The 22,660-nt window shown below is 40.2% G+C and carries 22 protein-coding genes; 4 read left to right on the top strand and 18 right to left on the bottom strand.

What is annotated here, in order from left to right:
* Window positions 1-105: 105 nt before the first annotated feature.
* The 5 genes from B4Z90_RS14130 to B4Z90_RS14110 form a co-directional block, all read right to left on the bottom strand.
* A complete protein-coding gene (locus B4Z90_RS14130; protein ID WP_286802569.1) occupies window positions 106-693 on the bottom strand; it encodes a hypothetical protein in 588 nt (195 codons plus the stop codon).
* Between the two features lie 1,015 nt (window positions 694-1,708).
* Entirely contained in the window at window positions 1,709-2,155 is a 447-nt protein-coding gene (locus B4Z90_RS14125) for a VOC family protein (RefSeq protein ID WP_286802568.1), read from the bottom strand.
* Window positions 2,156-2,233: 78 nt separating this feature from the next.
* A complete protein-coding gene (locus B4Z90_RS14120; RefSeq protein ID WP_286802567.1) occupies window positions 2,234-4,432 on the bottom strand; it encodes a TonB-dependent receptor in 2,199 nt (732 codons plus the stop codon).
* 51 nt (window positions 4,433-4,483) lie between these two features.
* Complete coding sequence (locus B4Z90_RS14115) at window positions 4,484-5,194, bottom strand: membrane protein (RefSeq protein WP_046676263.1); 711 nt, start codon at window positions 5,192-5,194, stop codon at window positions 4,484-4,486.
* Between the two features lie 920 nt (window positions 5,195-6,114).
* On the bottom strand, window positions 6,115-6,486 hold the full coding sequence (locus B4Z90_RS14110) for a DoxX family protein (RefSeq protein WP_046676261.1): 372 nt from the start codon (window positions 6,484-6,486) through the stop codon (window positions 6,115-6,117).
* 91 nt (window positions 6,487-6,577) lie between these two features.
* Here B4Z90_RS14110 and B4Z90_RS14105 point away from each other — a divergent pair, with 91 nt between their 5' ends.
* A complete protein-coding gene (locus tag B4Z90_RS14105) occupies window positions 6,578-6,943 on the top strand; it encodes a winged helix-turn-helix transcriptional regulator (protein WP_112374699.1) in 366 nt (121 codons plus the stop codon).
* Here B4Z90_RS14105 and B4Z90_RS14100 read toward each other — a convergent pair.
* The 4 genes from B4Z90_RS14100 to B4Z90_RS14085 all read right to left on the bottom strand — a co-directional run bounded on the left by B4Z90_RS14100 (window position 6,932) and on the right by B4Z90_RS14085 (window position 11,302).
* Entirely contained in the window at window positions 6,932-8,029 is a 1,098-nt protein-coding gene (locus B4Z90_RS14100) for a DUF2891 domain-containing protein (RefSeq protein WP_286802566.1), read from the bottom strand. The genes B4Z90_RS14105 and B4Z90_RS14100 overlap by 12 nt on opposite strands.
* Before the next feature lie 32 nt (window positions 8,030-8,061).
* Window positions 8,062-8,751 (bottom strand): SIR2 family NAD-dependent protein deacylase, encoded by a 690-nt coding sequence (locus B4Z90_RS14095; protein WP_286710517.1) that lies wholly within the window; start codon window positions 8,749-8,751, stop codon window positions 8,062-8,064.
* An 82-nt stretch (window positions 8,752-8,833) separates the two neighbouring features.
* Window positions 8,834-9,289, bottom strand: coding sequence for a hypothetical protein (locus tag B4Z90_RS14090; protein WP_070560836.1), 456 nt, complete (start codon window positions 9,287-9,289; stop codon window positions 8,834-8,836).
* A gap of 174 nt (window positions 9,290-9,463) precedes the next feature.
* On the bottom strand, window positions 9,464-11,302 hold the full coding sequence (locus B4Z90_RS14085) for an alpha-L-fucosidase (RefSeq protein ID WP_286802565.1): 1,839 nt from the start codon (window positions 11,300-11,302) through the stop codon (window positions 9,464-9,466).
* Between the two features lie 428 nt (window positions 11,303-11,730).
* Here B4Z90_RS14085 and rnhA point away from each other — a divergent pair, with 428 nt between their 5' ends.
* The gene (rnhA, locus tag B4Z90_RS14080; protein WP_112374834.1) at window positions 11,731-12,225 is read left to right on the top strand and encodes a ribonuclease HI; all 495 of its coding nucleotides are present in this window, start codon (window positions 11,731-11,733) and stop codon (window positions 12,223-12,225) included.
* Between the two features lie 45 nt (window positions 12,226-12,270).
* On the opposite strand, the gene trxB is transcribed toward rnhA, so the two are convergent.
* The 7 genes from trxB to B4Z90_RS14045 form a co-directional block, all read right to left on the bottom strand.
* A complete protein-coding gene (gene trxB, locus B4Z90_RS14075; RefSeq protein ID WP_286768972.1) occupies window positions 12,271-13,227 on the bottom strand; it encodes a thioredoxin-disulfide reductase in 957 nt (318 codons plus the stop codon).
* 28 nt (window positions 13,228-13,255) lie between these two features.
* Window positions 13,256-14,212, bottom strand: coding sequence for a 3'-5' exonuclease (locus B4Z90_RS14070; protein ID WP_070560842.1), 957 nt, complete (start codon window positions 14,210-14,212; stop codon window positions 13,256-13,258).
* A gap of 71 nt (window positions 14,213-14,283) precedes the next feature.
* A complete protein-coding gene (locus B4Z90_RS14065; RefSeq protein WP_286802564.1) occupies window positions 14,284-15,606 on the bottom strand; it encodes a M16 family metallopeptidase in 1,323 nt (440 codons plus the stop codon).
* Complete coding sequence (locus B4Z90_RS14060; protein ID WP_115048529.1) at window positions 15,596-16,855, bottom strand: M16 family metallopeptidase; 1,260 nt, start codon at window positions 16,853-16,855, stop codon at window positions 15,596-15,598. The genes B4Z90_RS14065 and B4Z90_RS14060 overlap by 11 nt, the downstream gene beginning before the upstream one ends.
* Window positions 16,856-16,875: 20 nt before the next feature.
* Window positions 16,876-17,772 carry an oxygen-dependent coproporphyrinogen oxidase gene (gene hemF, locus B4Z90_RS14055; RefSeq protein WP_070560847.1) on the bottom strand — a complete coding sequence of 299 codons (897 nt, stop codon included), beginning with the start codon at window positions 17,770-17,772 and terminating at the stop codon, window positions 16,876-16,878.
* Window positions 17,773-17,791: 19 nt separating this feature from the next.
* Complete coding sequence (locus B4Z90_RS14050) at window positions 17,792-18,796, bottom strand: NAD(P)H-dependent glycerol-3-phosphate dehydrogenase (protein WP_070560849.1); 1,005 nt, start codon at window positions 18,794-18,796, stop codon at window positions 17,792-17,794.
* Window positions 18,797-18,884: 88 nt separating this feature from the next.
* The gene (locus B4Z90_RS14045; RefSeq protein WP_070560851.1) at window positions 18,885-19,220 is read right to left on the bottom strand and encodes a Rieske (2Fe-2S) protein; all 336 of its coding nucleotides are present in this window, start codon (window positions 19,218-19,220) and stop codon (window positions 18,885-18,887) included.
* A gap of 68 nt (window positions 19,221-19,288) precedes the next feature.
* Here B4Z90_RS14045 and ychF point away from each other — a divergent pair, with 68 nt between their 5' ends.
* A complete protein-coding gene (ychF, locus tag B4Z90_RS14040; RefSeq protein WP_070560853.1) occupies window positions 19,289-20,389 on the top strand; it encodes a redox-regulated ATPase YchF in 1,101 nt (366 codons plus the stop codon).
* Window positions 20,390-20,466: 77 nt separating this feature from the next.
* Here ychF and B4Z90_RS14035 read toward each other — a convergent pair whose 3' ends face one another.
* Window positions 20,467-20,763, bottom strand: a complete 297-nt coding sequence (locus tag B4Z90_RS14035; protein ID WP_046676248.1) for a YgaP family membrane protein — start codon at window positions 20,761-20,763, stop codon at window positions 20,467-20,469.
* A gap of 135 nt (window positions 20,764-20,898) precedes the next feature.
* Here B4Z90_RS14035 and B4Z90_RS14030 point away from each other — a divergent pair, with 135 nt between their 5' ends.
* A complete protein-coding gene (locus B4Z90_RS14030; RefSeq protein WP_286802562.1) occupies window positions 20,899-21,744 on the top strand; it encodes an ATP cone domain-containing protein in 846 nt (281 codons plus the stop codon).
* Window positions 21,745-21,818: 74 nt separating this feature from the next.
* Here B4Z90_RS14030 and ispE read toward each other — a convergent pair whose 3' ends face one another.
* Window positions 21,819-22,634 (bottom strand): 4-(cytidine 5'-diphospho)-2-C-methyl-D-erythritol kinase, encoded by an 816-nt coding sequence (ispE, locus tag B4Z90_RS14025; RefSeq protein WP_286802561.1) that lies wholly within the window; start codon window positions 22,632-22,634, stop codon window positions 21,819-21,821.
* Window positions 22,635-22,660: the final 26 nt, after the last annotated feature.

Genomic DNA, 22,660 nt, shown 5'->3' with positions numbered 1-22,660 from the left:
AGATATAGATATTTAACGACTATTAGCAGTCGGGGAATGGATTAAATCGGTTTGATGGACTGAGTCCCGGCTTTGATTAAAGGTTCCGGGACTGTGCCAATTTTCTTATAGACTAAAACTATTCAAAAAACTCTCTAATTCTTCAATTGCTACATTATTTGCTGAAGAGACAGTTGCAAATCGATTTGATTCGAGATATTGAATGCTAGTCAAACCATCGTTTTCAAACATGCTCCAGTCAAAAGACGCCAGCCAACCTTTGTAAGGCTTAACCTGCATTTTGGTTCCTAGGTCTTCAATTGATTTTAGGTCGATATAGTTCATCAAATTTAACTTTACCTGATCCGAACCTGGACCGGCTCCGTCGGTAATCATCAAATAAATATTTTGCTCTCCCTTCACATAGTTTGCCGTTGCGTAAGATCCTGACTCCGCATCCTCGAAAGCCGTCACCTCTGTGAGCTTAAATCCGTTGATTTCCGGTTTGAACTTTGCCTTAAAATCTGCCGAACTGATAGGCTTCATCTTTCTCAGCGCTGTTGCTAATTGTTCAACCTTCAATGAGTCTGAATTTACCTGCACATATTCAATGTGTTGAACAGCTAATTGCTCTCCGGCAAATACAGCCTTTGAATTGGCCATGCTCGCTAGGGCCGCACATACCATACTAATTCCTAAATAAGGATACTTCATATTATTATTTCTCTAATCTTTCTCCCCTATAAACAAAAAGCACACCACTCTTTCAGATAACCTTCACTATTTCTTCAAAAATAGTGTAAATTCACGTTTACCAAACAGTTAGAAAATGAAAAGAGAAACCATATACCTAAAAGTAATATTATTTTACGTGGCTTCGCTGGTGTTGTTTGCTTTCGCTGCCGCTGTGACCAAACAGACAGCGTTGTGTTGCAAAGGGTAGCGAACATCAGTCTGAAAACATCGCGTTTATTGCCTATACGATTGTAATGCTTTTGGGTATTCTCATCGTCTATAGACTATCAAAAAAACATCGTTTCAAACGAACAATAGGAACCAGATCCATTAATTCCACAATCGATGCACAAGACATCGGCAAAAGCCTTTTCAAACATATCATTTCCTTATTCATATCGACACCTTGTAGACACGAAGCTACAACAACCAGACTTACTGCAAGTTCTAAAAATAAAGGCACGGCTTTTGTAAACTACTAAGTAAAAAAAAGTATTATGAGAAGAACGCCTTACACCACATCTGTTATTATATTACTCGTCTTATGTGTGATTATACTAATGACCACATGTTCAAAAATTGCCTAATTTATATCCAGTTTGGGCAAAATTGCAAAACCAGTGATAACGACGAGTTCATCGCTGAAAACAGCATCTAAAAAATAGATTCTTAGGCCCTCCTCATGGCTTTCATCAAGTAGCTAAATTTCGCTTTATTGATCAGGAAAGAACGCGATCCAGACAGATTGTACAAAATTTCGTTTTTCCCGGACGTATAATTACAAAAAAGCCCTAGAGCGGGGAACTCTAGGGTCTTAGCCATATATTAACCTATTTTATGAAAAGTATTTGTATCAATAACGTCTTAGTTTCCTATTTATTTTGTAAAACATAGAAATTTCTTAAATTTTCTTTTTTCGTACAAAGATTCAATTCCTATCACTTGCCTTGTAATTATTCCTATAGCTGTCTTTTACCAGTTCATATCAATTACCTTACAGCGGTTGTGCTAAACCAATCAATAATCCCTCTACTCCCCTTAGATAACAGAGACGATACGCATTTTCATATTGTACCACCTCCCCGACCAGCACAGCTCCATGATTGTCAGTTAGCCGCCGCAGCACATCATCGATATCTTCAACGGTAAACATTGCCCGCAAATACCCCAAGGCATTGACCGGAGCGTTTCTATGATCTGCAATTATCGCTGGATCAATAAATCTTGAAAGCTCCAATCGGCTATGCCCATCTGGTGTCACCATCATGGCGATCTCCACATGCTGAGCACCGAGACCTGTTATTCGACCTGCCCATTCCCCTTTAATCTGTGCCCTTCCCTCCAAATGTAAACCAAGTTCTGAAAAAAACGAAATCGCGTTGTCCAACGACTCCACCACGATACCCATATTATCCATTCGAAGTAACTTACTCTTTTCCATAATACATCATTTATAAGGACTTATATTTCCTATTAAAGATACAAAGGAAAATTTTAAGGCGACCACTTTACCCAGTCTTTAAAATTTATAGGACAGGCCAGCTTTTACCATAAAAGGTGTTCCAGGGGTGAAATGCAATTCAGAAACGGGCTGTTGTTCATTTCTTAATCGAGTCTCGGTCTCAAACTGTGCTTCATTCCATTTGGTGTCAAATAAGTTTTGGGCCTGCAACAAAAAATTCCATTTTCCCACGCCATAGTTAAGCAGGAGATCGTTGACCAAATAACCTTTAGCACGTACCGAATTATCTTCTTTCGCTGGTTTTGTATTCATATAACGATAGCGCAAATTGGCCGAAATGCCGAGCGGTAGCTTCACAGATACTCCCCCTGTACTTGTTAAAGAAGGTACCAGCGGGATATAGTTTTCGCCTTTAGGTTGGTCAATTGCCCGCGCGTACGCATAATTGATGTCGCCATCAAAATATAACCATGGAGTAGCTTGATAGCGTAGACTCAAATCAGCCCCCAGACGTTTCGTTTTGCCTGAAGGCTCTACAACAGCTTCATCCCCGACGTACACAAATTCTTGCTGCAGGTATAACCCCCATAAAGCAGGCTGAATAAAAAGGTTATCAGTTGGCTTCCAGATCAAGCCAAGATCTGCACCAAAGGAAATGGGCATAATATCTTTTCCCTGTTGTTCCATCACGACCCTGATATCGTTGGAATGAAATCCCATACCCGTTTTCAAATAGATTTGGGCGCTATGATTGAACGTATATCCAAAGTTCAGCTTTGGGCTGATTCTTGTTGCAGAAGCCTCTTGCCCTGCAGGATCACTTTTCAGCTTATCATGCAAGTTGAAAATCAAGTGATCGACACGTAATGCAGGATTAATCGTCCATTTTCCAATACGCCAATCCAGATTGCTATAGGCATGAAGATTCATTTCTACACCCGAAATATGCGAAAGCCGATCCAATAATTCGTCGCGCTGATAGACATGGTTCAGTTGAAGATCTTTGATATCATCCACTCGGAGCCCAAACCCCGATGTCCAAGAAAGCTGACTATGACCAAAATGAAATTGGCGATTGTATTTGTTTTCGATACCGTACAAGTATCGATTATCAACCTGCTCTATTTCATCGCCATGAATGGGGTCTTTCAGAAAGAAAGTAAAATCCGAAAACAACTGAAATTTATAGCGCGAGAAGTAAACATTGCTTTCCCAGCTTTCTTGATCACTGATCAGCGCACGGTATTGCATCGCCAAATTCATGCGGGATGTATTCCCGCCTTCTGTAGAATCAATCGAACCCCAACGGCTAATCAGTCCCTGACGAACAGCCCGCTCCGGAATCTGACCCGATGCATTCCAACCCGAACTGAATATGGACCCCTGGAGATTGATATAATGTTTCTCATCGATCCACTGATTATATTTCGCAAATAGATTGACACGACTAAAATTTTGCTTGATGTCAAAAGGACCATTCGAATAATTGAACTCTCCTGCGGCATAGGCATATTTATTCTGCTCATGGTTATTCAGCAGATTAAGCATGGCCACGGTACGCCAGGAATCAAAAGAACCGCCTTCAACCTTAAAAAGATTATGATCCAAATGATCCAAGGTCGTAAAATTAACATAACCCGATGTGTTCAAATCGCCTTTGTCTGCATAATAAGCACCCTTGCCAAAATCAATGTCTTTTACCGTTTCTGGAATAATAAAATGGAGATCTGCGTATCCTTGACCGTGCGCATGAGAGACCATATTAACGGGAATGCCATCTGCAGTAATGGCAATATCTGTACCGTGATCATTATCAAATCCACGCAAAAATATTTGCTCAGCCTTTCCACCACCGGCATGCTGTGCTATAAAGAGCCCAGGAACTTTTCGTAACAGATCTTGCGCCGAATTAACCGGAATCTTACTTAAATCAACTTTGCTCAATGTTTTACTGCTATTGAATGCATCCACCTGAATTTGACTCAACTGCACTTCATTTTTTTGCATCTCGATTTCAATCGGAGACTTCGCTTCTTTTAGGATGTATACCTGATCGAGATAGCCAATCCGGCTCAACAATAAAGTATCCGGAAATATTCCCGGCTGTACGGAAAAAGTACCATTCGATGCTGTATGACTATGTTTTATTCCACGTTGGTAACGTATATTGACTTCTTCTAATCTCTGTTTACTATCCTTATCTTTCACAGTTCCCTGAATTACATGTTGCTGGGCATAACTGTGTGTAGTAGCCATTAGGCTTATAAAAAAGGTGATTTGATGTTTGTTCATATCCTATTTAAAAAATTACCATCCCAGAAATAACATCCCCGCACCGCAAATTGAGAGGACAGCACCACTAATAGCGTGTACATATCGATCAAGTTTTTCGGTGTTGAGCAAATTATAACCATAAATTCCCAACAAGACCATCCCAACCATGGTTGCCACTGTTGTGATGGTAAAGGTGCTAATCAGTGTAATCACCTCTGGCATTGAGCGGTGAGCACCTGAAAAAAATAAAAGTGGAATCAATGGTTCCGATGGTCCCATGACGAAAATTGCAAATAATACCAAAGGCGTTACCTTCGTTTTTTGATGATGGTGATGATGCCCTGATGTGCTTTTCCCATGCGTGTGTTCATGCACATACACCTCATCACCCATCACATCAAAATGCTTATGAGAATGCTTCTTTGACATTTTCCAGATCCCGTAAATCAAATATCCAAGTCCAAAAATAAATAGTGCCCAACTCGAAACATTGCCGCGCACGTCCTGCAACCAGCTGATCTTATTGAGCTGCCATCCAAGATAAACGCCAATAATCCCCAGTATGACCGAACTGAAAACATGCCCAAGCCCACATATAATGGTCCATAATATGGTTTTCCCCAACGACCATTTTTTCGATTTGGACAATACAATAAATGGCAGATAATGATCTGGGCCCGATGCAGTATGAAAAAAACTGATCGTAATAGCTGTAATAGCTAATGCGTAAAGTGTTGTGTTCATATAAATGATTTAATAGCAAAGCAGCTGATTAAGCCGCTTTCTTCAAGCAATGATTTATTAAATCGGTTTTATAGCCGTCTGTCGACCCAACCGATGATATTCACGAAAAGGAAAAGGGATTTAACCGAAAATTTTAAAGGAATGGTATAGGATACACCTGTCTGGCAGCCTGTTCGATAGATATTTATTTTGGAGTTCATAAAAACTATGCCATGACTTCTTATCCGCAAATAGCAAGAAAATTGGTAGAATCAGTCCCAAGGTACAGAGCCGAACGGCATATGCTAAATGTTGATCATAACGCCATTCGAACGAGCATTCTTCGATCGATCCGACATAAAAATCGAAATGGGATTGTGAAGAAGTTATTGCCGTTTTTGAGGTGTTTTTATAGGCAGTATGTGAAAAGACATCCTTGTTTATTTTACCTGTAAAAAACAGACAGAAAAAAACAATGGGCAAAACCATTAAAAGTTGTCTTAAATACCTATACATAGCATGTAACATCCCTATGGGATTGATAGATCAAATGTATTATAAGTTTGATCGTGTAGAGTAGCACAAATCTTGAATTTTATAGTCTTTTTCTAACTTGCTAAAAAATGTATATCTAAAAAAAACAGCGCGAAAACTTTACTTAAACCAATAACAACGCAATAAAACGGTAGAAAAACAAAATATCCCAGCATAAATCAACAGAGTTAAATTAGCACAAATCACGATTTACAACCGATCAAGTCGCTCCTATATTTTCGGCTATCGACCGGCTTGCCATACCGCTTATAATTGTAGTCTATCACATTATTTTCCCTCTTGCATCTCCAGCACCACTTGCTTCCGGATAAACATAGGATCATTAGAAAATTAAGCTATAAAATAATCCTAATTTTCTAATGATCATGCTAAAGCTGACGCAGGATTTAAAGTATAATTTTAAAGGTTTTGTCTGTGGCCAACAGCACAATACTAAGTACACACATCAGCAAGGAGTTGTAGAAATGATGATACTCTTGATGCGCCATATGTGCCGTAAACGCAGCAACCGCAAATGGAAACAACAGCAGCACTGCAGCATTCTTAAATTGCGGGTTATACAAACCTATTAAGAGCAATACTACCCCCATTAGTTCCCCTATTCCGATAATGATCGTCCAAGTCTTATTAAAACCCAGGGACTGCATGCTTTGCATCATGGCGCTCTTTTGAAAAACTTTGAATAATGATGCATATCCAAATACATAAAGGTAGTACGCATAGCTCAACCAATGAGCGACTGATTTAATCGTTTCCATGTTATACTTTTTGTTTTCCTACAAATTTCTTTATTAATTTGCAGGAATAACAGTACATACAAGATTGTATGATACCAACAAAAAAGTTTGTATGAACCCGCGAAAAGAGAATTCAACCAATCACATTAATGAGCTATACTGGAAAGACCGTTGTGGTATTGCATTTACCTTGGCCACCATAGGTGGCAGATGGAAAATCAATATCCTTTCCTATTTGCTAAATGAAGGTAAACTCCGCTATAGTGAGTTGCGGAAAAGACTCGTGGGAATATCTGAACGTATGCTGATCGCCAAATTAAAGGAACTGGAGCATGACAAGCTGATTAATAGAATTGTATACCAGCAAGTTCCCCCAAAGGTAGAATATGAATTAACCGAGCTCGGCCGTTCGCTCGAGGAAATATTAAACCTAATGGATAAATGGGGAGAAGATAATCTCCCCGAATCAATGCTTTGATAGTGCATAGAGTGCAAAAGTACCTAACCAATGTGACCCCATGTAATCATCCTTGGTTGTAATATTGGGCAAAGAATACTTTAAATGTTTATTCGCCAACCTATGCAAATAACTTAATTCAGGCAGCGCTTTGGCGATACCGTTTAAACAGTTGGCGCGACTAAAATTAAGTCCATCCAGATGGACCAAATGTCCGTCGGTTCGATCTTTCACGATTCCTGGTTCTAAATTGAAATCGGGATTAAACAGATCTGGCATAAAATCCTTTAACCATTTACGGTAATCCTCCTGTTGCAGCACCATACTCATACAAAGGGCTTCTTCAAGACAAGGAGAAAGAAAATCGCTTCCACTTGGCTCAAAAGAAATGTTGCAGCTCTTATCCTGACTGTATAAACGAGAAGCATTCGTCATTAATGATTTTTCAAACGTCACATTTCCCGTGCTTCTTGCATAGTCCAGGGACAGCGAAAGGCCAAAGGCCGAATTATCATGATAGCCTGTCCTGATCGGATAGACCAATTTGGGCAAATATTCCTGATACGATTTTACCACATATTTCACCAACGGTTCAAGATTCGATGCCCAGCGTTTTGCATCGGCATCTTCCCAAGTTAATAATTCCTTCTGCAGCTGCAACAACCAAGCCCAGCCATACGTACGCTCAAAGTTCTTATTGTTCTTATCTTGAAAGAAATCTAATTCAACAGCCACATTTTCTGCTGTAATATTTCGGTTCAATTGGCGTCGAATTTCACCTGAGCTATCCAAATTTGGAAATTCCTTCAAAATATGCACAATTGACCAATACCCGTGTACAGAAGAATGCCAGTCAAAACAACCGTAAAAAATTGGATGCAATGTACGCGGTGCTTTTAGATCACCATCACTACCGAGTACCTGTCCCAGCTTATTGGGATATTCCACTTCGATGCAATGCAGTGGCAAACTGAGCAGATGCTTGGCCTGAACGCTATCCAAGGTTAAAGGCTGATCATTTGAACTCGTATTTACTTTGATCGCTGAATTATTTTGACATGCAACAAAAGCAACGGACATGCAAAGAAGCCCTATTATTTTCTTCATAAACCCTTATTTTATAAACGACTATATAACATTTAATTAAGTAATTGTTCTACCAGTTCAGGAACAGCTATGGTCGCCGATTCTTCAAAACACTGTATATTACGTAAAGCGTTGTCATGAGGAATCTTTTTGTCAATTAAAAACGATTTACAGTGACTAGGCGCAAATTCTTTAAGTCCCGCAGCGGGATAAACCTGTAGGGAGGTCCCCACAATAATCAAAATATCGGCCTTCGAAACCAGGCTTATCGCTTCCTCAATGGCCGGCACAGCCTCTCCAAACCAGACTATATTTGGCCTCAGCTGACTACCCTTCTCACAAAGATCACCCATTTTGATCTCATCACCAACAATGGGATACACCAAACGGTCATCGACAGATGACTTCGACTGATCCAGGCGTCCGTGCAAATGAACGATATGGGATGAACCTGCCTGTTCATGTAGTAGATCTACATTCTGCGTCACAATACTCACCCGGTATGCTGATTCCAATTTTACCAGCGCATGATGAGCCGCATTTGCCTGTGCGACCAAAGCGGCTTTCCGTCTCAGATTATAAAACTCCTGCACCAAGGCTGGATTTTTATGCCAACCTTCAATGGAAGCAACTTCCATGACGTCATGTCCTTCCCACAATCCATTGGCATCCCTAAAGGTAGGTATACCGCTTTCAGCCGAAATACCGGCCCCCGTCAATACAACGATATTTTTCTTTTCCATCTTAAATCTATTTGTTGCACCATTGTATAGTTAAGATTGACTTTTGATATGACCTTCATCATGTCTGTAGGCCTGATCTAGATCATTCATTTATCAACAAAGATGCATAATTATCCGGCAGCTCGAGTCGGATCGAATCTTTACTCAAGGCTGCCTTACGGTTCATATCATCAAAAGAACGTTGGTAATACACAAAAGCGCTATTTGGTATATGCAGTTCACTGGCTTTCTGCACGTTGAACACATAGCGATTATTTTTTAATTTGACATGCTGATAAATCCGATAAGTAACAACTTGAATCTGTACCTTATCAAATTTCGGAATGACCTTTAAATCCGCCGGTTCATGAAAGTATTTATCATTGAAATACATAAATTCATTTGACTCTGCTAATGTTGCTAGAGCTAACCTTCCATTGACCACTTCATTCACTAACGAATCTGCCCGCAATCGCTCGGATTTACTTCCGTCACCGGAAGAACAACAAACACAAAGAAGAACAAAAATTGGGATCAAAACAGCTTTGATTGGATTCATAGGCCTAAGTTATAATAAAAAATGCTTTTGCGCCACAATTCAGGAGAAAATGCACCGAATACCGAAAGAAAATGGATCAGAATTAATAAATCAGCATAGTTTATATCTCGCAAAAAAGCCCAGGATATTTTGTTATCCCAGGCTTTTTTTCAACGCTAATTGCTATTCGACCTCTTAAAGGTTATTTTCGATAGCGCCCACTTTCTCGCGATATAGTTGTATTGGCGCATCCAACAAAACAGCAATAACTGTCATATTTTTATCCAAGCGCTCTGCTGGTGCCTGAATGTAGATAATACCCGGGATGCTACTCCAATAAAGCTTATTGAAAATCTCATGATTTATCATGGAGCCCTCACCGACCACGCGGATCCTGGCGACTCCATTTTTAACACCTTTTAGTGCAATAGGACCCGTAGGTTTTCCCTCGACAAACAGATACAATGTCTGGCGATCTTTAGAGAGCGCGCTTAGTCCTTCATAATGTCCTTCAGGTAAGCCTTTTCCAGTCTCATAAAGTGCTTCGGCATGATCCTTAATCCACTTTAATACCGTTGGATTAGTCGCATTACTACTTGGCAATTTGGTCTCTAAGCCATCCACGGTCAATCCGGAATTATCAAAGATATTTTTTCCGGCATGCAGTGTTGAAGCGATCTGACCTAAAGCACGACCTGTCAACTTATTATCCAGTACAGATTTCAACGTAACTTCAGTATCTTGCGGTGCAGTCCAACGAAGCACCTCCGCAAAGGTTAGTGCAATCACAGTCACATCCTGATCAAAGTTTACTTTCGTCAAATCGACTTGAACGGTTCCGTTTTCAGACTTAACGTTCACTTTCGCGGATGCATCACCAACAACTGAGACTTCTTTAATGGCTGTATGATTGACCAAACCTCTGAGCTGCAATTCGGGTTTCTGTTCGTATACATACAGGTAAAGTGTCTTTCCGTCCTTTGATAAAGCAGATTTCCCGCCGTAGTTCACAAATGGAATACCGGCTCTTGTACCGTAGATCGCAGCTGCATGCTTATGTGTCCATCGCCCCAGCTGTTTCAAAATATTTAATTGTTCCTCAGGGATCGTTCCATCTGCCTTTGGACCGATATCCAACAATAGGTTTCCACCCATGGAAATACAATCTACCAACGTTCGAATGATCATATTCGGTGATTTGTACTTTTTATCAAAGGGTTGATAGCCCCAAGAATCATTCATGGTATAACAGAGTTCCCAAAATTTAGCTTCAGGACGGGTTACTGGAATCCCTTGCTCAGGTGTATCGTAATCTCCATGATGATTCAATCGCGAGTTTATAATAATATTCGGATTATACTTCCGCAAAAGATTCAAGGTCTCTTTAGCTTTCCACTCCTCGGCACTATGCTCCCAATCCCCGTCAAACCAAAGTAATTCGGGCTTATACTGTTCGGATAGCTCAGTCAATTGCTTCTGGTAATATTTTACATAATTATCCCAACGAGAAGGCTCACTTTTCAATTCATAACGTTTTCGATTGCGCGTAAAAACATCGTAATAGGGATGGCTCCAATCGGGCAAAGAATAATACAGTCCAGTATGCAAGCCTTCTTCTTGTATGGCTTTCACAAATGGTGTGATTACATCCTGTTTGGCAGCTGCGTCTTGTAATGTCGTGATCGCTTTATCAGCCTTCGTATTCCACATCGAGATCCCGTCATGGTGTTTGGTCGTAATCACCGTGTATTTCGCACCGGCTTCTTTGATCAATTTGGCCCATTCCTTCGGTCTATAATCCTTTGCTGTAAAACCATTCAGTTGCTTGATATAATTGTCATGGTTGATGTAATTATTGAAGAATGACCAAGATTCTGATATTCCATCGACAGAATAAATCCCCCAGTGAATAAAAATACCCAGTTTGGCATCCTCAAACCAATCCATTTTTTGCGGTGATACATTGTTCTGCGCTGAAACGTTTAAGCACGCGGACGCCAAAAGAACAAAAAGAGAAATCTTTCGAAACTTCATAAGCTATTTTATCGATTACATAACGAGTTTAAGCCGGCAAAATACACATAAATCAGCACAATCCAACTATGTAAGGGATAAATTACGTTGGAGAGCAATTGAAATCTAACATTGTATTTTCTCTCGCTCAAACTAAAAACACGCAGGGAATATTCCTATTATTTAAACGGACCTCATAGGGACTTTATAGGGACCTCATTCGGACCTCATTCGGATAAAGCCGTGTAAAGTCCCTTTTAAACACCTATAAAGTCAGTCTTAAATACCTATGAATTTTGATGCTTGTAGCACTATGCCCTATCGTTGAATTGATTGAACATGTCGCAGTGTTAAAATTCTTCTACTTCGAGCATCAAAATATGGACTAGTCTTGATCATTTTTACCTGTTTGTATGTGCTTACAAAAACTTCATGTATATTTGGCCGGTATGATCGAATTATATACAGATGGGGCTTCAAGTGGAAATCCGGGCCCTGGAGGTTACGGAACCATCTTAAGAACTATTTATACAGGCGATAATGAAGCCTTTAAAGGTAAACTGATCGAAAAAGAGTTTTCGGGCGGTTACCGCAAAACGACTAACAACAGGATGGAATTGATGGCTGTGATCGTCGGCCTCGAGGCACTGAAAAATCTACAACAACATGTTACCGTGTATTCTGACTCCAAATACGTCATTGACGCCATTGATAAGAAATGGGTATATGGTTGGATACAAAAAGGTTTTGCGGGAAAAAAGAACAAAGATCTTTGGTTGCGCTTAATGAACGCCTATAAGCTCCATACCGTACGCCTTGTATGGGTAAAAGGCCATGCTGGGCATCCGTTAAATGAGCGCTGTGATCGTTTAGCTGTCGCAGCATCCAAAGATAAGGCAAATTGGAAAATCGATAGTGTTTTTGAAATGGAAGAAGGTAAATAAAAACGGGGCATTGTACAATGCCCCGTTTTTATTATTTCCATGCGATTATTCGCCGCTTTCCTTAGCTGCTAAGTATCTTTCAGCTTCCAAAGCTGCCATACAACCTGTACCTGCAGCAGTGATTGCCTGACGGAAGATGTTATCCTGAACATCACCACAAGCAAAAACACCCGGGATATTTGTTGCAGTACTATCTGGTTTTGTAATTAAATAACCTGTTTCATCCATATCCAATATACCTGTGAAAAGCTCGGTATTAGGCTTATGCCCAATAGCAACGAAGAAACCTGTTACTTCGATATCTTTTTCAGACTGGTCTTTATTGTTTACAACACGTATTCCGGTCACCACCTGACCATCTCCTAGGACTTCTTTTGCCTCAGAATTGTAGTGAACTTCGATATTTGGTGTATTCATAACGCGATGTACCATTGCTTTAGAAGCACGAAACTCGTCACGGCGAACCAACATATGTACTTTTGAGCATAATTTTGCAAGATACGTTGCTTCTTCTGCCGCTGTATCCCCAGCACCTACAATAGCAACCTCTTGGTTTTTAAAGAAGAACCCATCACATACAGCACATGCTGAAACACCAAAACCATTGTATTTTTGTTCAGATTCCAAGCCTAACCATTTTGCTGTGGCTCCTGTCGCAATAATCACAGTATCTGCGGTAACTTGTACCGTTCCATCGATCTCAACACGGTGTACCTCACCTGTAAAATCCACTTTAGTCACATATCCAAAACGCACTGAAGTTCCGAAACGTTCAGCTTGCTCACGCAAATCTTCCATCATCACTGGTCCAGTGATACCTTTTGGATAACCAGGGAAATTGTCCACCTCAGTTGTTTGAGTCAACTGTCCCCCTGGCACAATACCGGTATAAACGACTGGTTTCATATCCGCACGGGCTGCATAAATCGCGGCAGTATAACCTGCTGGTCCCGAACCAATAATCAAACACTGTACATGTTCCACTTCTTGTTTGAATTCCATAATCCTTTTTCTAAGCTATTAATTAACGTTATTTTTTAAATTTATCTTGCAATCCTTTCAACATATCCAAAGAAATGTTCTGCGGCGCTTCTTCTTTTTGTTGATTGAATTCCTTTTTCGCAAGTTTTTTATCTTCTACAGAATGGGTGGCTGCAGCTGCTTTTGCCTTTTGCTCACTCTTTTCCTTTTTATACCGATTCCAGATATTCTCCAAGACCTTCTTGGTATACAATGGAAAATCACCATTCTGCATCCAAGCGTAGTAACTGGGCTCTTGCTCAAATACTTCTATAACAGGTCTTCCTTTATGTTTACCAAAATTGATCGTTTCCAATCCCTCCGCATTATAGACGAGCCGTCCGGCAAAATCTACAGGTTTACTTAGGTTGGTAAACGTATGTAGCGCCTCAACATCGTTTACGACAGGATAAGATACTGTCCCATGTTTATCTTCGAATGCAGCGCCTTCATATTTTGTCAGCTGCGCTTTCAAGACCTCATATGTGGCACGAACATCCGCTTCCGCTGTATGCGCATTTTCAAGATCTTCGTTGCAATAAAACTTGTATGCAGCTTTCAGCGTACGTTGTTCCATCTGATGGAAGATATTTTGAACATCCACAAATGCTCTACCCTCCAATGAAAAATCAACACCTGCCCGTAAAAACTCTTCCATAAGCATTGGGACATCGAATTTATTGGAATTATAGCCCGCGAGATCTCCATCGGCAATAAAAGCCGCAAGTTCCACAGCGATTGCTTTAAAATTAGGAGCATCCTTCACATCTTCATCATAAATGCCGTGAAAAAAAGAGGATTCCGCAGGGATAGGCACTTCTGGATTGATCTTCTTTGTATAGACTGTTTCTTCACCACTGGGCATCACTTTCAGAAATGATACTTCCACAATACGATCGGTCGCTACATTAACACCTGTAGTTTCCAAATCGAAAAATACCAATGGTCTTTTTAATTTTAATTCCATGCTGGATAATACACTTTTTTATCAAAAACCAAAAATACAAAGTAGTATTCGATTTTTGTAGTCTAAGAAATTTAATTTACAACCGCTTGATGAACTGGTTCTACTTGACTGATTTTCCCAACAACAACCTTCACCATGGCATCGTAGTCCAAGTATTTATTGGCAAGATGCTGCACCTTCTCGGGCGACATATTTCTGATCTGTTCCATATAATAGGAATAATAGTTCAATGTCATCCCATTTAACAAAACACTTTTGAACTTGTCGGCATGCGAAAAGATACTTTCCAACGAACCCAACATAGAACCTTCCATATAGGTCTTCACAAGATTGACCTCATCCTCGGAGGCCAAAGTTGTTTTCAACAAATTGATCTCCTTTTCTATTTCAGTCAACGTGGCCTGTGTTACATCTACCCCAACTTCAGTTACAATGGTCATAAAACCAGTATGTTTCAAGGTAGCAACAGCCGAACCAATGCTATAGGTATACCCTTTTTCTTCTCGGATATTGCGCATTAGGCGGGAACCGAAAAAACCACCTAATAATGTGTTGACAAATTGTAATGCCGGATAATCGGGATGTTCCCTTCCGATTGTCTGACAGCCTAACCGAATGGCAGACTGCAAGGCATTATCTTTTTCCTCATAAGCCAGGTTATTTGAACCTTGCACCAAAACTGGGACTTCCGAAGGAGATACAGCAGCTTCTCCTTGCCAATCGACACCGAAGATTTGCTCCAACTCCTGCAAAAGCTCTTCAGAAACATTACCTGAAACAATTAATGTACAATTGGTAGGAACAATTTCCCTACGGTACAATTCGATCAGCTGCGCACGCGTAATTGCATCGTAATCTGTTAGTTTTGGTGTACGCCCATAACGATTGTTCTCACCAAAGATCAAATTGTAAAATTTGCGTCTCGCCAGATAATCATTTTTCTGAATAGAAACTTGAAACTTTTGCTTGTTATTACGCAAATAGGTATCTAACTCCTGTTGCGGAATCGATGCTTCCGTCAGAATATCTTTTACAAGCGGCAAGAGTACTTGACTATGTCTATTCAATGTATAAAGCGACAGAGACGTTACGTCAAAAGAATATTCAGGAACAAGAAATGCTCCGTAGAAATCCACTTTATCTGCAATCTCTGCACTCGACATGGTCTTTGTCCCCTCCTTAAGCAATGCACTTAAAGTACTATTTAACAACGGATTTTCAGCCGCACCGTCAAGATAGGTATTCTCAAAGATCCATTCTATCCGTACCAGCTCCTGCTCGGGCGACTGGAATACATAGACAGGCAATCCGTTTGCAAACTGCTTCTTGATTGGTTCTTTCAAACTTATATTTCCAATTTCACGGAACTCGGGTGCTTTTGTTCTATCCAACATGTACAGCCTCCTCTTGTTTTGATTTATACATTAATATAGAAGCATTCTCCGGTCTAAAAATAACCTGAGCTTGCTGTTGAACTTCCTCAGCACTCACCGACAAATATTTTGAGACCTCTGTGTTGATGCCGTTTGCATCACCCAGCAACTCATGGAAAGCCAAGTTCATGGCTTTATCCAAAATAGATAGTTCTGCAAAAACATTTGTCGATTCGATCTTATTCTTTACTTTTTCCAATTCAGCTGCAGGTACTAACTCGGATTTTATGACCTCCAATTCTGCCCACACCGCACGTTCAGCTTCCTCTAGCGAGATGCCTTCCGATGGTTTTCCTTCAATAACAAAGAGGTTATTGTCGATACTTCCCATCACATAAGCATTTATTTCACTAAATAACTGCCCCTCTTTTACCAATCGACGATACAAACGTGAAGAAGAGCCCCTCGATAAAATGTCCGACAGAAGATCCATTGCAAAATACCCCTCTTCCAATCGAGCAGGGCCATGAAATGCCATATAAAGCGCATCCAAAGGCACCTCTGCCCAAGTCGTTTCACGCCTAATCTTATCTTGCGCGGGTTCTTTAGGCAATTGGCGATTGTATTTTTCGCCCGCCTCGATATCGCCAAACCATTTTTCGGTCAAAGCTTTTACTTCCTCAAAATGAACATCTCCAGAAACAACCATAATTGCACTCTGCGGATTATAATGTAATTTGAAAAATGCTTTAACATCTTCCATTGTAGCCTCTTCAATATGGCTCAGTTCTTTTCCGATGGTTGCCCAACGATACGGATGTACCTGATAGGCTAATGGACGTAATTTTAGCCAAGCGTCACCATAAGGCTGATTCAAATAACGCTGTTTGAATTCTTCACTCACGACATTCCGCTGCACTTCGAGGCTTTGTTCGGAAAAAGCCAAACTTAACATCCGGTCCGACTCCAACCACAATGCCGTTTCTAGATTTGAAGAGGGTAAAGTGATGTAATAATTTGTAATATCGTTGCTGGTGAATGCATTATTCTCGCCACCCACTTTTTGTAATTCGGTATCGAAATTAGGAATATTGATACTTCCACCAAACATCAGGTGTTCAAATAAGTGCGCAAATCCGGTCTGTTCCGGCGATTCATCCCTTGCTCCCACATCGTACAAGATATTGACGCAGGCCATGGCTGTATTATGATCCTCGTGTACCAATACACGTAGGCCGTTTTCCAACGTAAATTTTTGATAAGAAACCATCTATTTTTTCTTCGATGTTTTTAAATCCAGTTAATACCTTTTCGCAATAAAGATAAGGTTTTGGCTTCTTCGGAGCCTTCTTCAGGACGATAGTCATATACCCAATTGGCTTGGGCTGGTAGACTCATCAATATGGACTCAATCCGACCATTCGTTTCAAGTCCAAATTTAGTCCCCGAATCCCATACGAGGTTAAATTCGACATAGCGTCCGCGACGGATCAATTGCCAATTTTTCTGTTGATCTGTAAAGGTTTTATGTCGATTTTTCTCCACCAATGCAGTGTAGGTTGGTGCAAACGTGCGTCCAAGGTCACAGGAAAAAGCAAAAATATCTTCCATGCTCACCCCCGTTTTTTCAGTATTCAACTTATCGTAAAATACACCTCCTATGCCACGTGTTTCCTGGCGATGTCTGATATAAAAATAATCATCCGCCCAATTTTTAAACTTTTCATAGTAGGTAGAATCATGTCTATCACAGACATCTTTCAGCTGCTGATGAAAATAACGCGCATCCTCTTCATCGATATAATGCGGAGTTAAATCAATACCGCCGCCAAACCAACGAATCTGATCGTTCAGTTCAAAATAGCGGATATTCATGTGTATAATAGGTACGAAGGGATTGTTTGGATGGATTACAATGGAAACTCCTGTCGCAAAAAAATCATCTTCTTCCACCGCAAATGACTTTTTGATCGCTTCAGGTAATTTGCCATACACAGACGAAAAGTTAACGCCTCCTTTTTCAAAAATTTGACCATTTTGAATGATCCTGGTGCGACCGCCACCGCCGCCTTCACGCTCCCACAATTCTTCTTCAAAGCGTGCCGATCCGTCTAATTTCTCCAGCGCCTGACATATTTCGTCCTGAATTTCTTTATAAGCTAAAGCAATCGCTTCTTTTGTTATCATCTACTCTATTGCTACTTTATTATGTTAATTTTTCGCTCAATGCTTGAATAATTTTAGATGCAGGGAGGTGTTCATACAAAATTTGATGCACGGCATCGCATATTGGCAATTCCACCGCATATTTTTTCGCATACTCTTGAATACATGCCGATGCGTAATACCCTTCAGCCACCATATTCATTTCCAACTGCGCAGATTGTACACTGTAGCCCTTTCCGATCATATTACCAAAGGTTCTATTTCGGCTAAATTGGGAATAGGCTGTTACCAAAAGATCCCCTAAATAAGCCGAAGTATTCACATCCCTTGACGTATCACCATCTACTTTACCTACAAAACGACGCATTTCGCGAATTGCATTGGAGACCAGCACAGCCTGAAAATTATCACCGTAACCTAAGCCGTGACAGATACCTCCAGCTAACGCATAGATGTTTTTCAATACTGCACCAAATTCTATTCCGAGTACATCTTCCGAAAGAATCGTCTTGATAACCCTTGACGACAGAAAGGAAGCAACCAATGCTGCACTATCCAGGTTCTTACAGCCGAAAGTTAAATACGACAATTTGCCTAAGGCAACTTCCTCCGCATGGCAGGGACCACCAACCACACAGATCTGTTCAATATCGACCTCATAGCGTTGCTCCAAAAACTCACCGATAATCAAATTATCTTTGGGAATAATCCCCTTGATGGCTGAAACAACAATTTTATTTCTAAAATCTTCCTTCGTCACATTGGCCAGTGCATCCTTCAAATAGGCCGCAGGCGTATTTAAAATGACAATATCTGAATTAGTAATTACATTTTTAGCATCGGTATCAATCGTCGTAATACTAAGATCAACCGAAACACTGCTCAGGTAAGTCGGGTTATGTTTGAATTTTTGAATATATTCTGCATCCTCTTCCTTTCTTACCCACCAAAAAATATGCTTGTCTTGGTCATTTTCACATAGCATCTTGATCATAGCAGTAGCCCAACTTCCGCTACCAATTATACCAATCTTTTTCCCCTGCATGTCTTTAATTTGTTTTCGACAGCAAATATACTTATTTACTAACGAGATATACGATTCACGCGGTGAGATATGATACTTTCGTTACTTTTTAAGCAAATAAACGCTCCCAGAAGCCTAATTCCAAGCCAACATAATAATCGTTGTTTTCGAATTTTATGGGGTAAACGCGAATAAAATCATGCTGTTCGGGATTACCTCTTCCCGACACCAGATCGAATTCATGGCGATGAAAAGGACAGATTACTTTGCCACGTTCACACCAGCCATTTTTCAATGGTGCCCCAGCATGTGGACATTTAGGCGAGAAAGCATAGAGTTGGTCTTCGTACCAGGTAATACAAATAATTTTTCCACCAAATTTATGTTCGCTGATGCCCTGATTTTTAAGAAAATCGGCATGTTCAATTTTGTACCAATGAACCATTCGACAAGATAGCTAAAAATTACAGTGAATTTTCTATCTTTGTGCAATTTCAAAAATTTGCACTATATATGGCTTTACAATGCGGTATCGTAGGTTTACCAAACGTCGGTAAATCAACATTATTTAACTGTTTGTCGAACGCGAAAGCGCAAGCGGCTAACTTTCCATTTTGTACAATTGAACCAAATGTTGGGGTAATTACCGTACCGGATGCCCGTCTCAATAAATTAGCTGAATTAGTCAACCCGCAACGAATTGTTCCAAACACCATCGAGATTGTCGACATCGCCGGTCTTGTGAAAGGAGCTTCAAAAGGTGAAGGCTTAGGCAATCAATTCTTAGGAAATATTCGTACAACAAATGCTATTATTCACGTTTTAAGATGTTTTGACGATGGGAACGTGATCCACGTAGATGGTTCGGTAGACCCAATCAGAGATAAAGAAATCATTGACACCGAATTGCAGCTTAAAGATTTGGACACTGTAGTAAAACGTATCCAGAAGGTAGAAAAAATGGCTAAAACAGGCGGCGATAAAGATGCAAAAAGAACGTTTGACATCCTATCAATCGTCAAAGATCATCTTGAAGCTGGAAAATCCGCCCGTACAGCAGCAATAGAAGCGGAAGATTTTGAGTTTATCCAGGATTTAGCCTTGTTAACGGCTAAACCTGTACTTTATGTATGTAATGTAGATGAAGGTTCTGTTAATACAGGTAACGCTTACGTAGAACGTGTTAAGGAAGCTGTAAAGGATGAAAAAGCCGAGGTATTGATTATCTCAGCACAGATCGAATCTGAAATCGCACAACTGGAAAGCTACGAAGAACGAAAGATGTTTTTAGACGACTTGGGTCTTGAAGAATCTGGCGTACATAAGCTCATCCGCGCTGCATATTCGCTTTTAAATTTGGCGACTTATTTTACCGCTGGTGTACAGGAAGTTCGCGCCTGGACGATTGAGAACGGATTTACAGCCCCTCAGGCTGCAGGTGTAATCCACACAGATTTCGAAAAAGGGTTTATCCGCGCTGAAGTAATCAAGTATGACGATTTTGTCTCACTTGGCTCCGAAAATGCAGTAAAAGAAGCTGGAAAATTATCAGTGGAAGGAAAAACATATATTGTCCAAGATGGCGATATCATGCACTTCCGTTTTAATGTATAATCATTCCCACCTGTTCAAACAGATAAATACAAAAAAGAGACCAGTACATTTCATGTACTGGCCTCTTTTTTTTTGTGTTATTTAACAAAATAGCGGTGTTCAATCACCTCTACTTTTTTGATATCCTTATCTTCCAGCACTTTCTTAACATCACAATGACCAGTTACGCCGCGATAGATCAGCGCTCCGCCAAGGGTCAATCCTGATAATCCAGTCAGTGGTGATTTAAAAAGTTTTTTAACACCCAAGCCCAATATGAATCCGCCGGCAATCACCGACAGAACACGCTCAGAGGTGCCAATATTTTCTTCGATACAATCGTCTTCGATCTTTGTTTTTATCTTATCAAATGCAAAGTTTAGTAGGTTACTCATAATTATCTCCATTTTATTTATCGTACATGTTATAAACAAATGGTGTCCTAAAAAAGTTTAGGAATAGAATAATAGTTTTTTATGTTGTTTCTCCGACGACATCTCTTATATTCGTATTTAACAAATTAGAGATACATGCAAATCAAAAAATATTCTGGTGAATTGGTACCCTTTAATGGTGAATCGCTACGTCATTCGCTTTCTCGTTCCGGTGCCAATGCTGACCAGGTCAATCAGGTCTACGATAAGGTACTCAACGAAATATATGATGGGATTTCAACAAGAGAACTCTATCAGCTGGCCTTTGATACGTTAAAAACTGTGCGAAATTCTTACGCCGCTCGCTACAGCCTTAAGAAAGCCCTGCGTGAACTTGGCCCCGAAGGTTTCTACTTCGAAAAATACATTGCCCACCTTCTGCGATCCATCGGATATGAAAGCACCACCGGACAGACCGTACAGGGACATGCCGTTTCCCATGAATTGGATGTTGTAGCCTATAAGGACGGTAAACTGATCACCGCCGAATGCAAATTTCGAAACGATATTGACGCAAAAATATCCGTAACGACGCCCATGTATTATCTTTCAAGATTCAAAGATATCAGCAATATCAATTATCAGTTTTTTGGAAAACAGCTGCAGTTTCAAGAAGGCTGGCTGATTACCAATGCATACTTCACCTCCGACTCGATTGATTTTGCCAAATACTATCATATCAACTTGCTTTCTTGGGATTATCCAAAAGAAAATAGCATTAAAAAAAGAGTAGACAAAGCTGTTTTCTATCCGGTCACTTGTCTCACAACTCTTTCCGACCTTGAGGAACAGCAACTGCTCAAAAATCAACTTATTTTGGTAAAAGATATCGTGAGTAATCCCGAGAAATTGGATCTCCTAAACTTAACAAAAGAACGGAAAGAAAAGGTCTTAAACGAGGCTCGCGAACTCATCGACTATCAGGTGGAAGAAGAATATTAATTATAAAAAAAGGTGTTATGTATACCTGTTTGGACAGCTATACATAACACCTTTTTCAGTAGTCGATATTACTTCTAAAGCTTGGTCGGATGATAGATCTTGCCATATTTCGCAAGTTCGCTTAAATCTGTCTTTTCCCAAAATATACCATAAATGGCTGCTCCGGACCCTGACATAGAAGCGTAAATTGCTCCTTTTTGATATAAAGTTTCTTTGATTTCTTTCAACAAGGGGTAACTTTCGAAAATACCATCCTCAAAATCATTTCGAATATGAAACTTCCACTCTTGGATGGGCAAACGAATCGCTTCTTCCAAATTAACTTCGGGTGCCTTAGGTTGCACAGCAGCAAAAGCCTCAGCCGTAGAAATATGAATATTAGGCATAATTACCACAAGATGGTAGCCATCCAGATTTAGATTTAAGTCTTTAAAATCTGTCCCAATACCTGTTGCAAAAACAGGATTATTTGCGATAAAAAAAGGACAATCGGCACCTAGCTTTGCGGCGTATCCCGCCAGCTGCTCTTCAGTAAGATTCAATTGAAAGAGCGTATTGAGTCCTTTCAAAACAAAAGACGCGTCTGCAGAACCGCCGCCTAATCCTGCTCCAATCGGAATTTGTTTGACCAAATCAATGGAAACGGATGGAATGCCATAATCTTTTTTCAACAATTCAAAAGCTCTTATACAAAGGTTATCATGGAGATTCCCTGGGATACGTTCCCCTTGAATGTTTAGTGTTGTCTCCGCAGCAGTCGTTTCCAATAATTCGATAATATCGTAAATCGGAAGTGGATAGAAAACGCTATTCAGTTCATGATAACCATCCGTACGCTTGGCAATGACTTGCAGCCCAATATTTAGTTTAGCGTTTGCAAAAAGTATCATGTGAATTGCTCTAAATCGTATATTTC

This window comes from Sphingobacterium sp. UBA5639 (assembly GCF_002421245.1).
Classification (GTDB): Bacteria; Bacteroidota; Bacteroidia; order Sphingobacteriales; family Sphingobacteriaceae; genus Sphingobacterium; species Sphingobacterium multivorum.
Note: the sequence above shows the minus strand (reverse complement) of the source record. Positions and strands in the feature narration are given on the sequence as shown.

What these genes read in the sequence shown, in the direction of transcription:
- B4Z90_RS14130 (WP_286802569.1), bottom strand. Translation starts at nt 693, where the DNA reads ATGAAGTATCCTTATTTAGGAATTAGTATGGTATGTGCGGCCCTAGCG.
- B4Z90_RS14125 (WP_286802568.1), bottom strand. Translation starts at nt 2,155, where the DNA reads ATGGAAAAGAGTAAGTTACTTCGAATGGATAATATGGGTATCGTGGTG.
- B4Z90_RS14120 (WP_286802567.1), bottom strand. Translation starts at nt 4,432, where the DNA reads ATGGCTACTACACACAGTTATGCCCAGCAACATGTAATTCAGGGAACT.
- B4Z90_RS14115 (WP_046676263.1), bottom strand. Translation starts at nt 5,194, where the DNA reads ATGAACACAACACTTTACGCATTAGCTATTACAGCTATTACGATCAGT.
- B4Z90_RS14110 (WP_046676261.1), bottom strand. Translation starts at nt 6,486, where the DNA reads ATGGAAACGATTAAATCAGTCGCTCATTGGTTGAGCTATGCGTACTAC.
- B4Z90_RS14105 (WP_112374699.1), top strand. Translation starts at nt 6,578, where the DNA reads ATGAACCCGCGAAAAGAGAATTCAACCAATCACATTAATGAGCTATAC.
- B4Z90_RS14100 (WP_286802566.1), bottom strand. Translation starts at nt 8,029, where the DNA reads ATGAAGAAAATAATAGGGCTTCTTTGCATGTCCGTTGCTTTTGTTGCA.
- B4Z90_RS14095 (WP_286710517.1), bottom strand. Translation starts at nt 8,751, where the DNA reads ATGGAAAAGAAAAATATCGTTGTATTGACGGGGGCCGGTATTTCGGCT.
- B4Z90_RS14090 (WP_070560836.1), bottom strand. Translation starts at nt 9,289, where the DNA reads ATGAATCCAATCAAAGCTGTTTTGATCCCAATTTTTGTTCTTCTTTGT.
- B4Z90_RS14085 (WP_286802565.1), bottom strand. Translation starts at nt 11,302, where the DNA reads ATGAAGTTTCGAAAGATTTCTCTTTTTGTTCTTTTGGCGTCCGCGTGC.
- rnhA (WP_112374834.1), top strand. Translation starts at nt 11,731, where the DNA reads ATGATCGAATTATATACAGATGGGGCTTCAAGTGGAAATCCGGGCCCT.
- trxB (WP_286768972.1), bottom strand. Translation starts at nt 13,227, where the DNA reads ATGGAATTCAAACAAGAAGTGGAACATGTACAGTGTTTGATTATTGGT.
- B4Z90_RS14070 (WP_070560842.1), bottom strand. Translation starts at nt 14,212, where the DNA reads ATGGAATTAAAATTAAAAAGACCATTGGTATTTTTCGATTTGGAAACT.
- B4Z90_RS14065 (WP_286802564.1), bottom strand. Translation starts at nt 15,606, where the DNA reads ATGTTGGATAGAACAAAAGCACCCGAGTTCCGTGAAATTGGAAATATA.
- B4Z90_RS14060 (WP_115048529.1), bottom strand. Translation starts at nt 16,855, where the DNA reads ATGGTTTCTTATCAAAAATTTACGTTGGAAAACGGCCTACGTGTATTG.
- hemF (WP_070560847.1), bottom strand. Translation starts at nt 17,772, where the DNA reads ATGATAACAAAAGAAGCGATTGCTTTAGCTTATAAAGAAATTCAGGAC.
- B4Z90_RS14050 (WP_070560849.1), bottom strand. Translation starts at nt 18,796, where the DNA reads ATGCAGGGGAAAAAGATTGGTATAATTGGTAGCGGAAGTTGGGCTACT.
- B4Z90_RS14045 (WP_070560851.1), bottom strand. Translation starts at nt 19,220, where the DNA reads ATGGTTCATTGGTACAAAATTGAACATGCCGATTTTCTTAAAAATCAG.
- ychF (WP_070560853.1), top strand. Translation starts at nt 19,289, where the DNA reads ATGGCTTTACAATGCGGTATCGTAGGTTTACCAAACGTCGGTAAATCA.
- B4Z90_RS14035 (WP_046676248.1), bottom strand. Translation starts at nt 20,763, where the DNA reads ATGAGTAACCTACTAAACTTTGCATTTGATAAGATAAAAACAAAGATC.
- B4Z90_RS14030 (WP_286802562.1), top strand. Translation starts at nt 20,899, where the DNA reads ATGCAAATCAAAAAATATTCTGGTGAATTGGTACCCTTTAATGGTGAA.
- ispE (WP_286802561.1), bottom strand. Translation starts at nt 22,634, where the DNA reads ATGATACTTTTTGCAAACGCTAAACTAAATATTGGGCTGCAAGTCATT.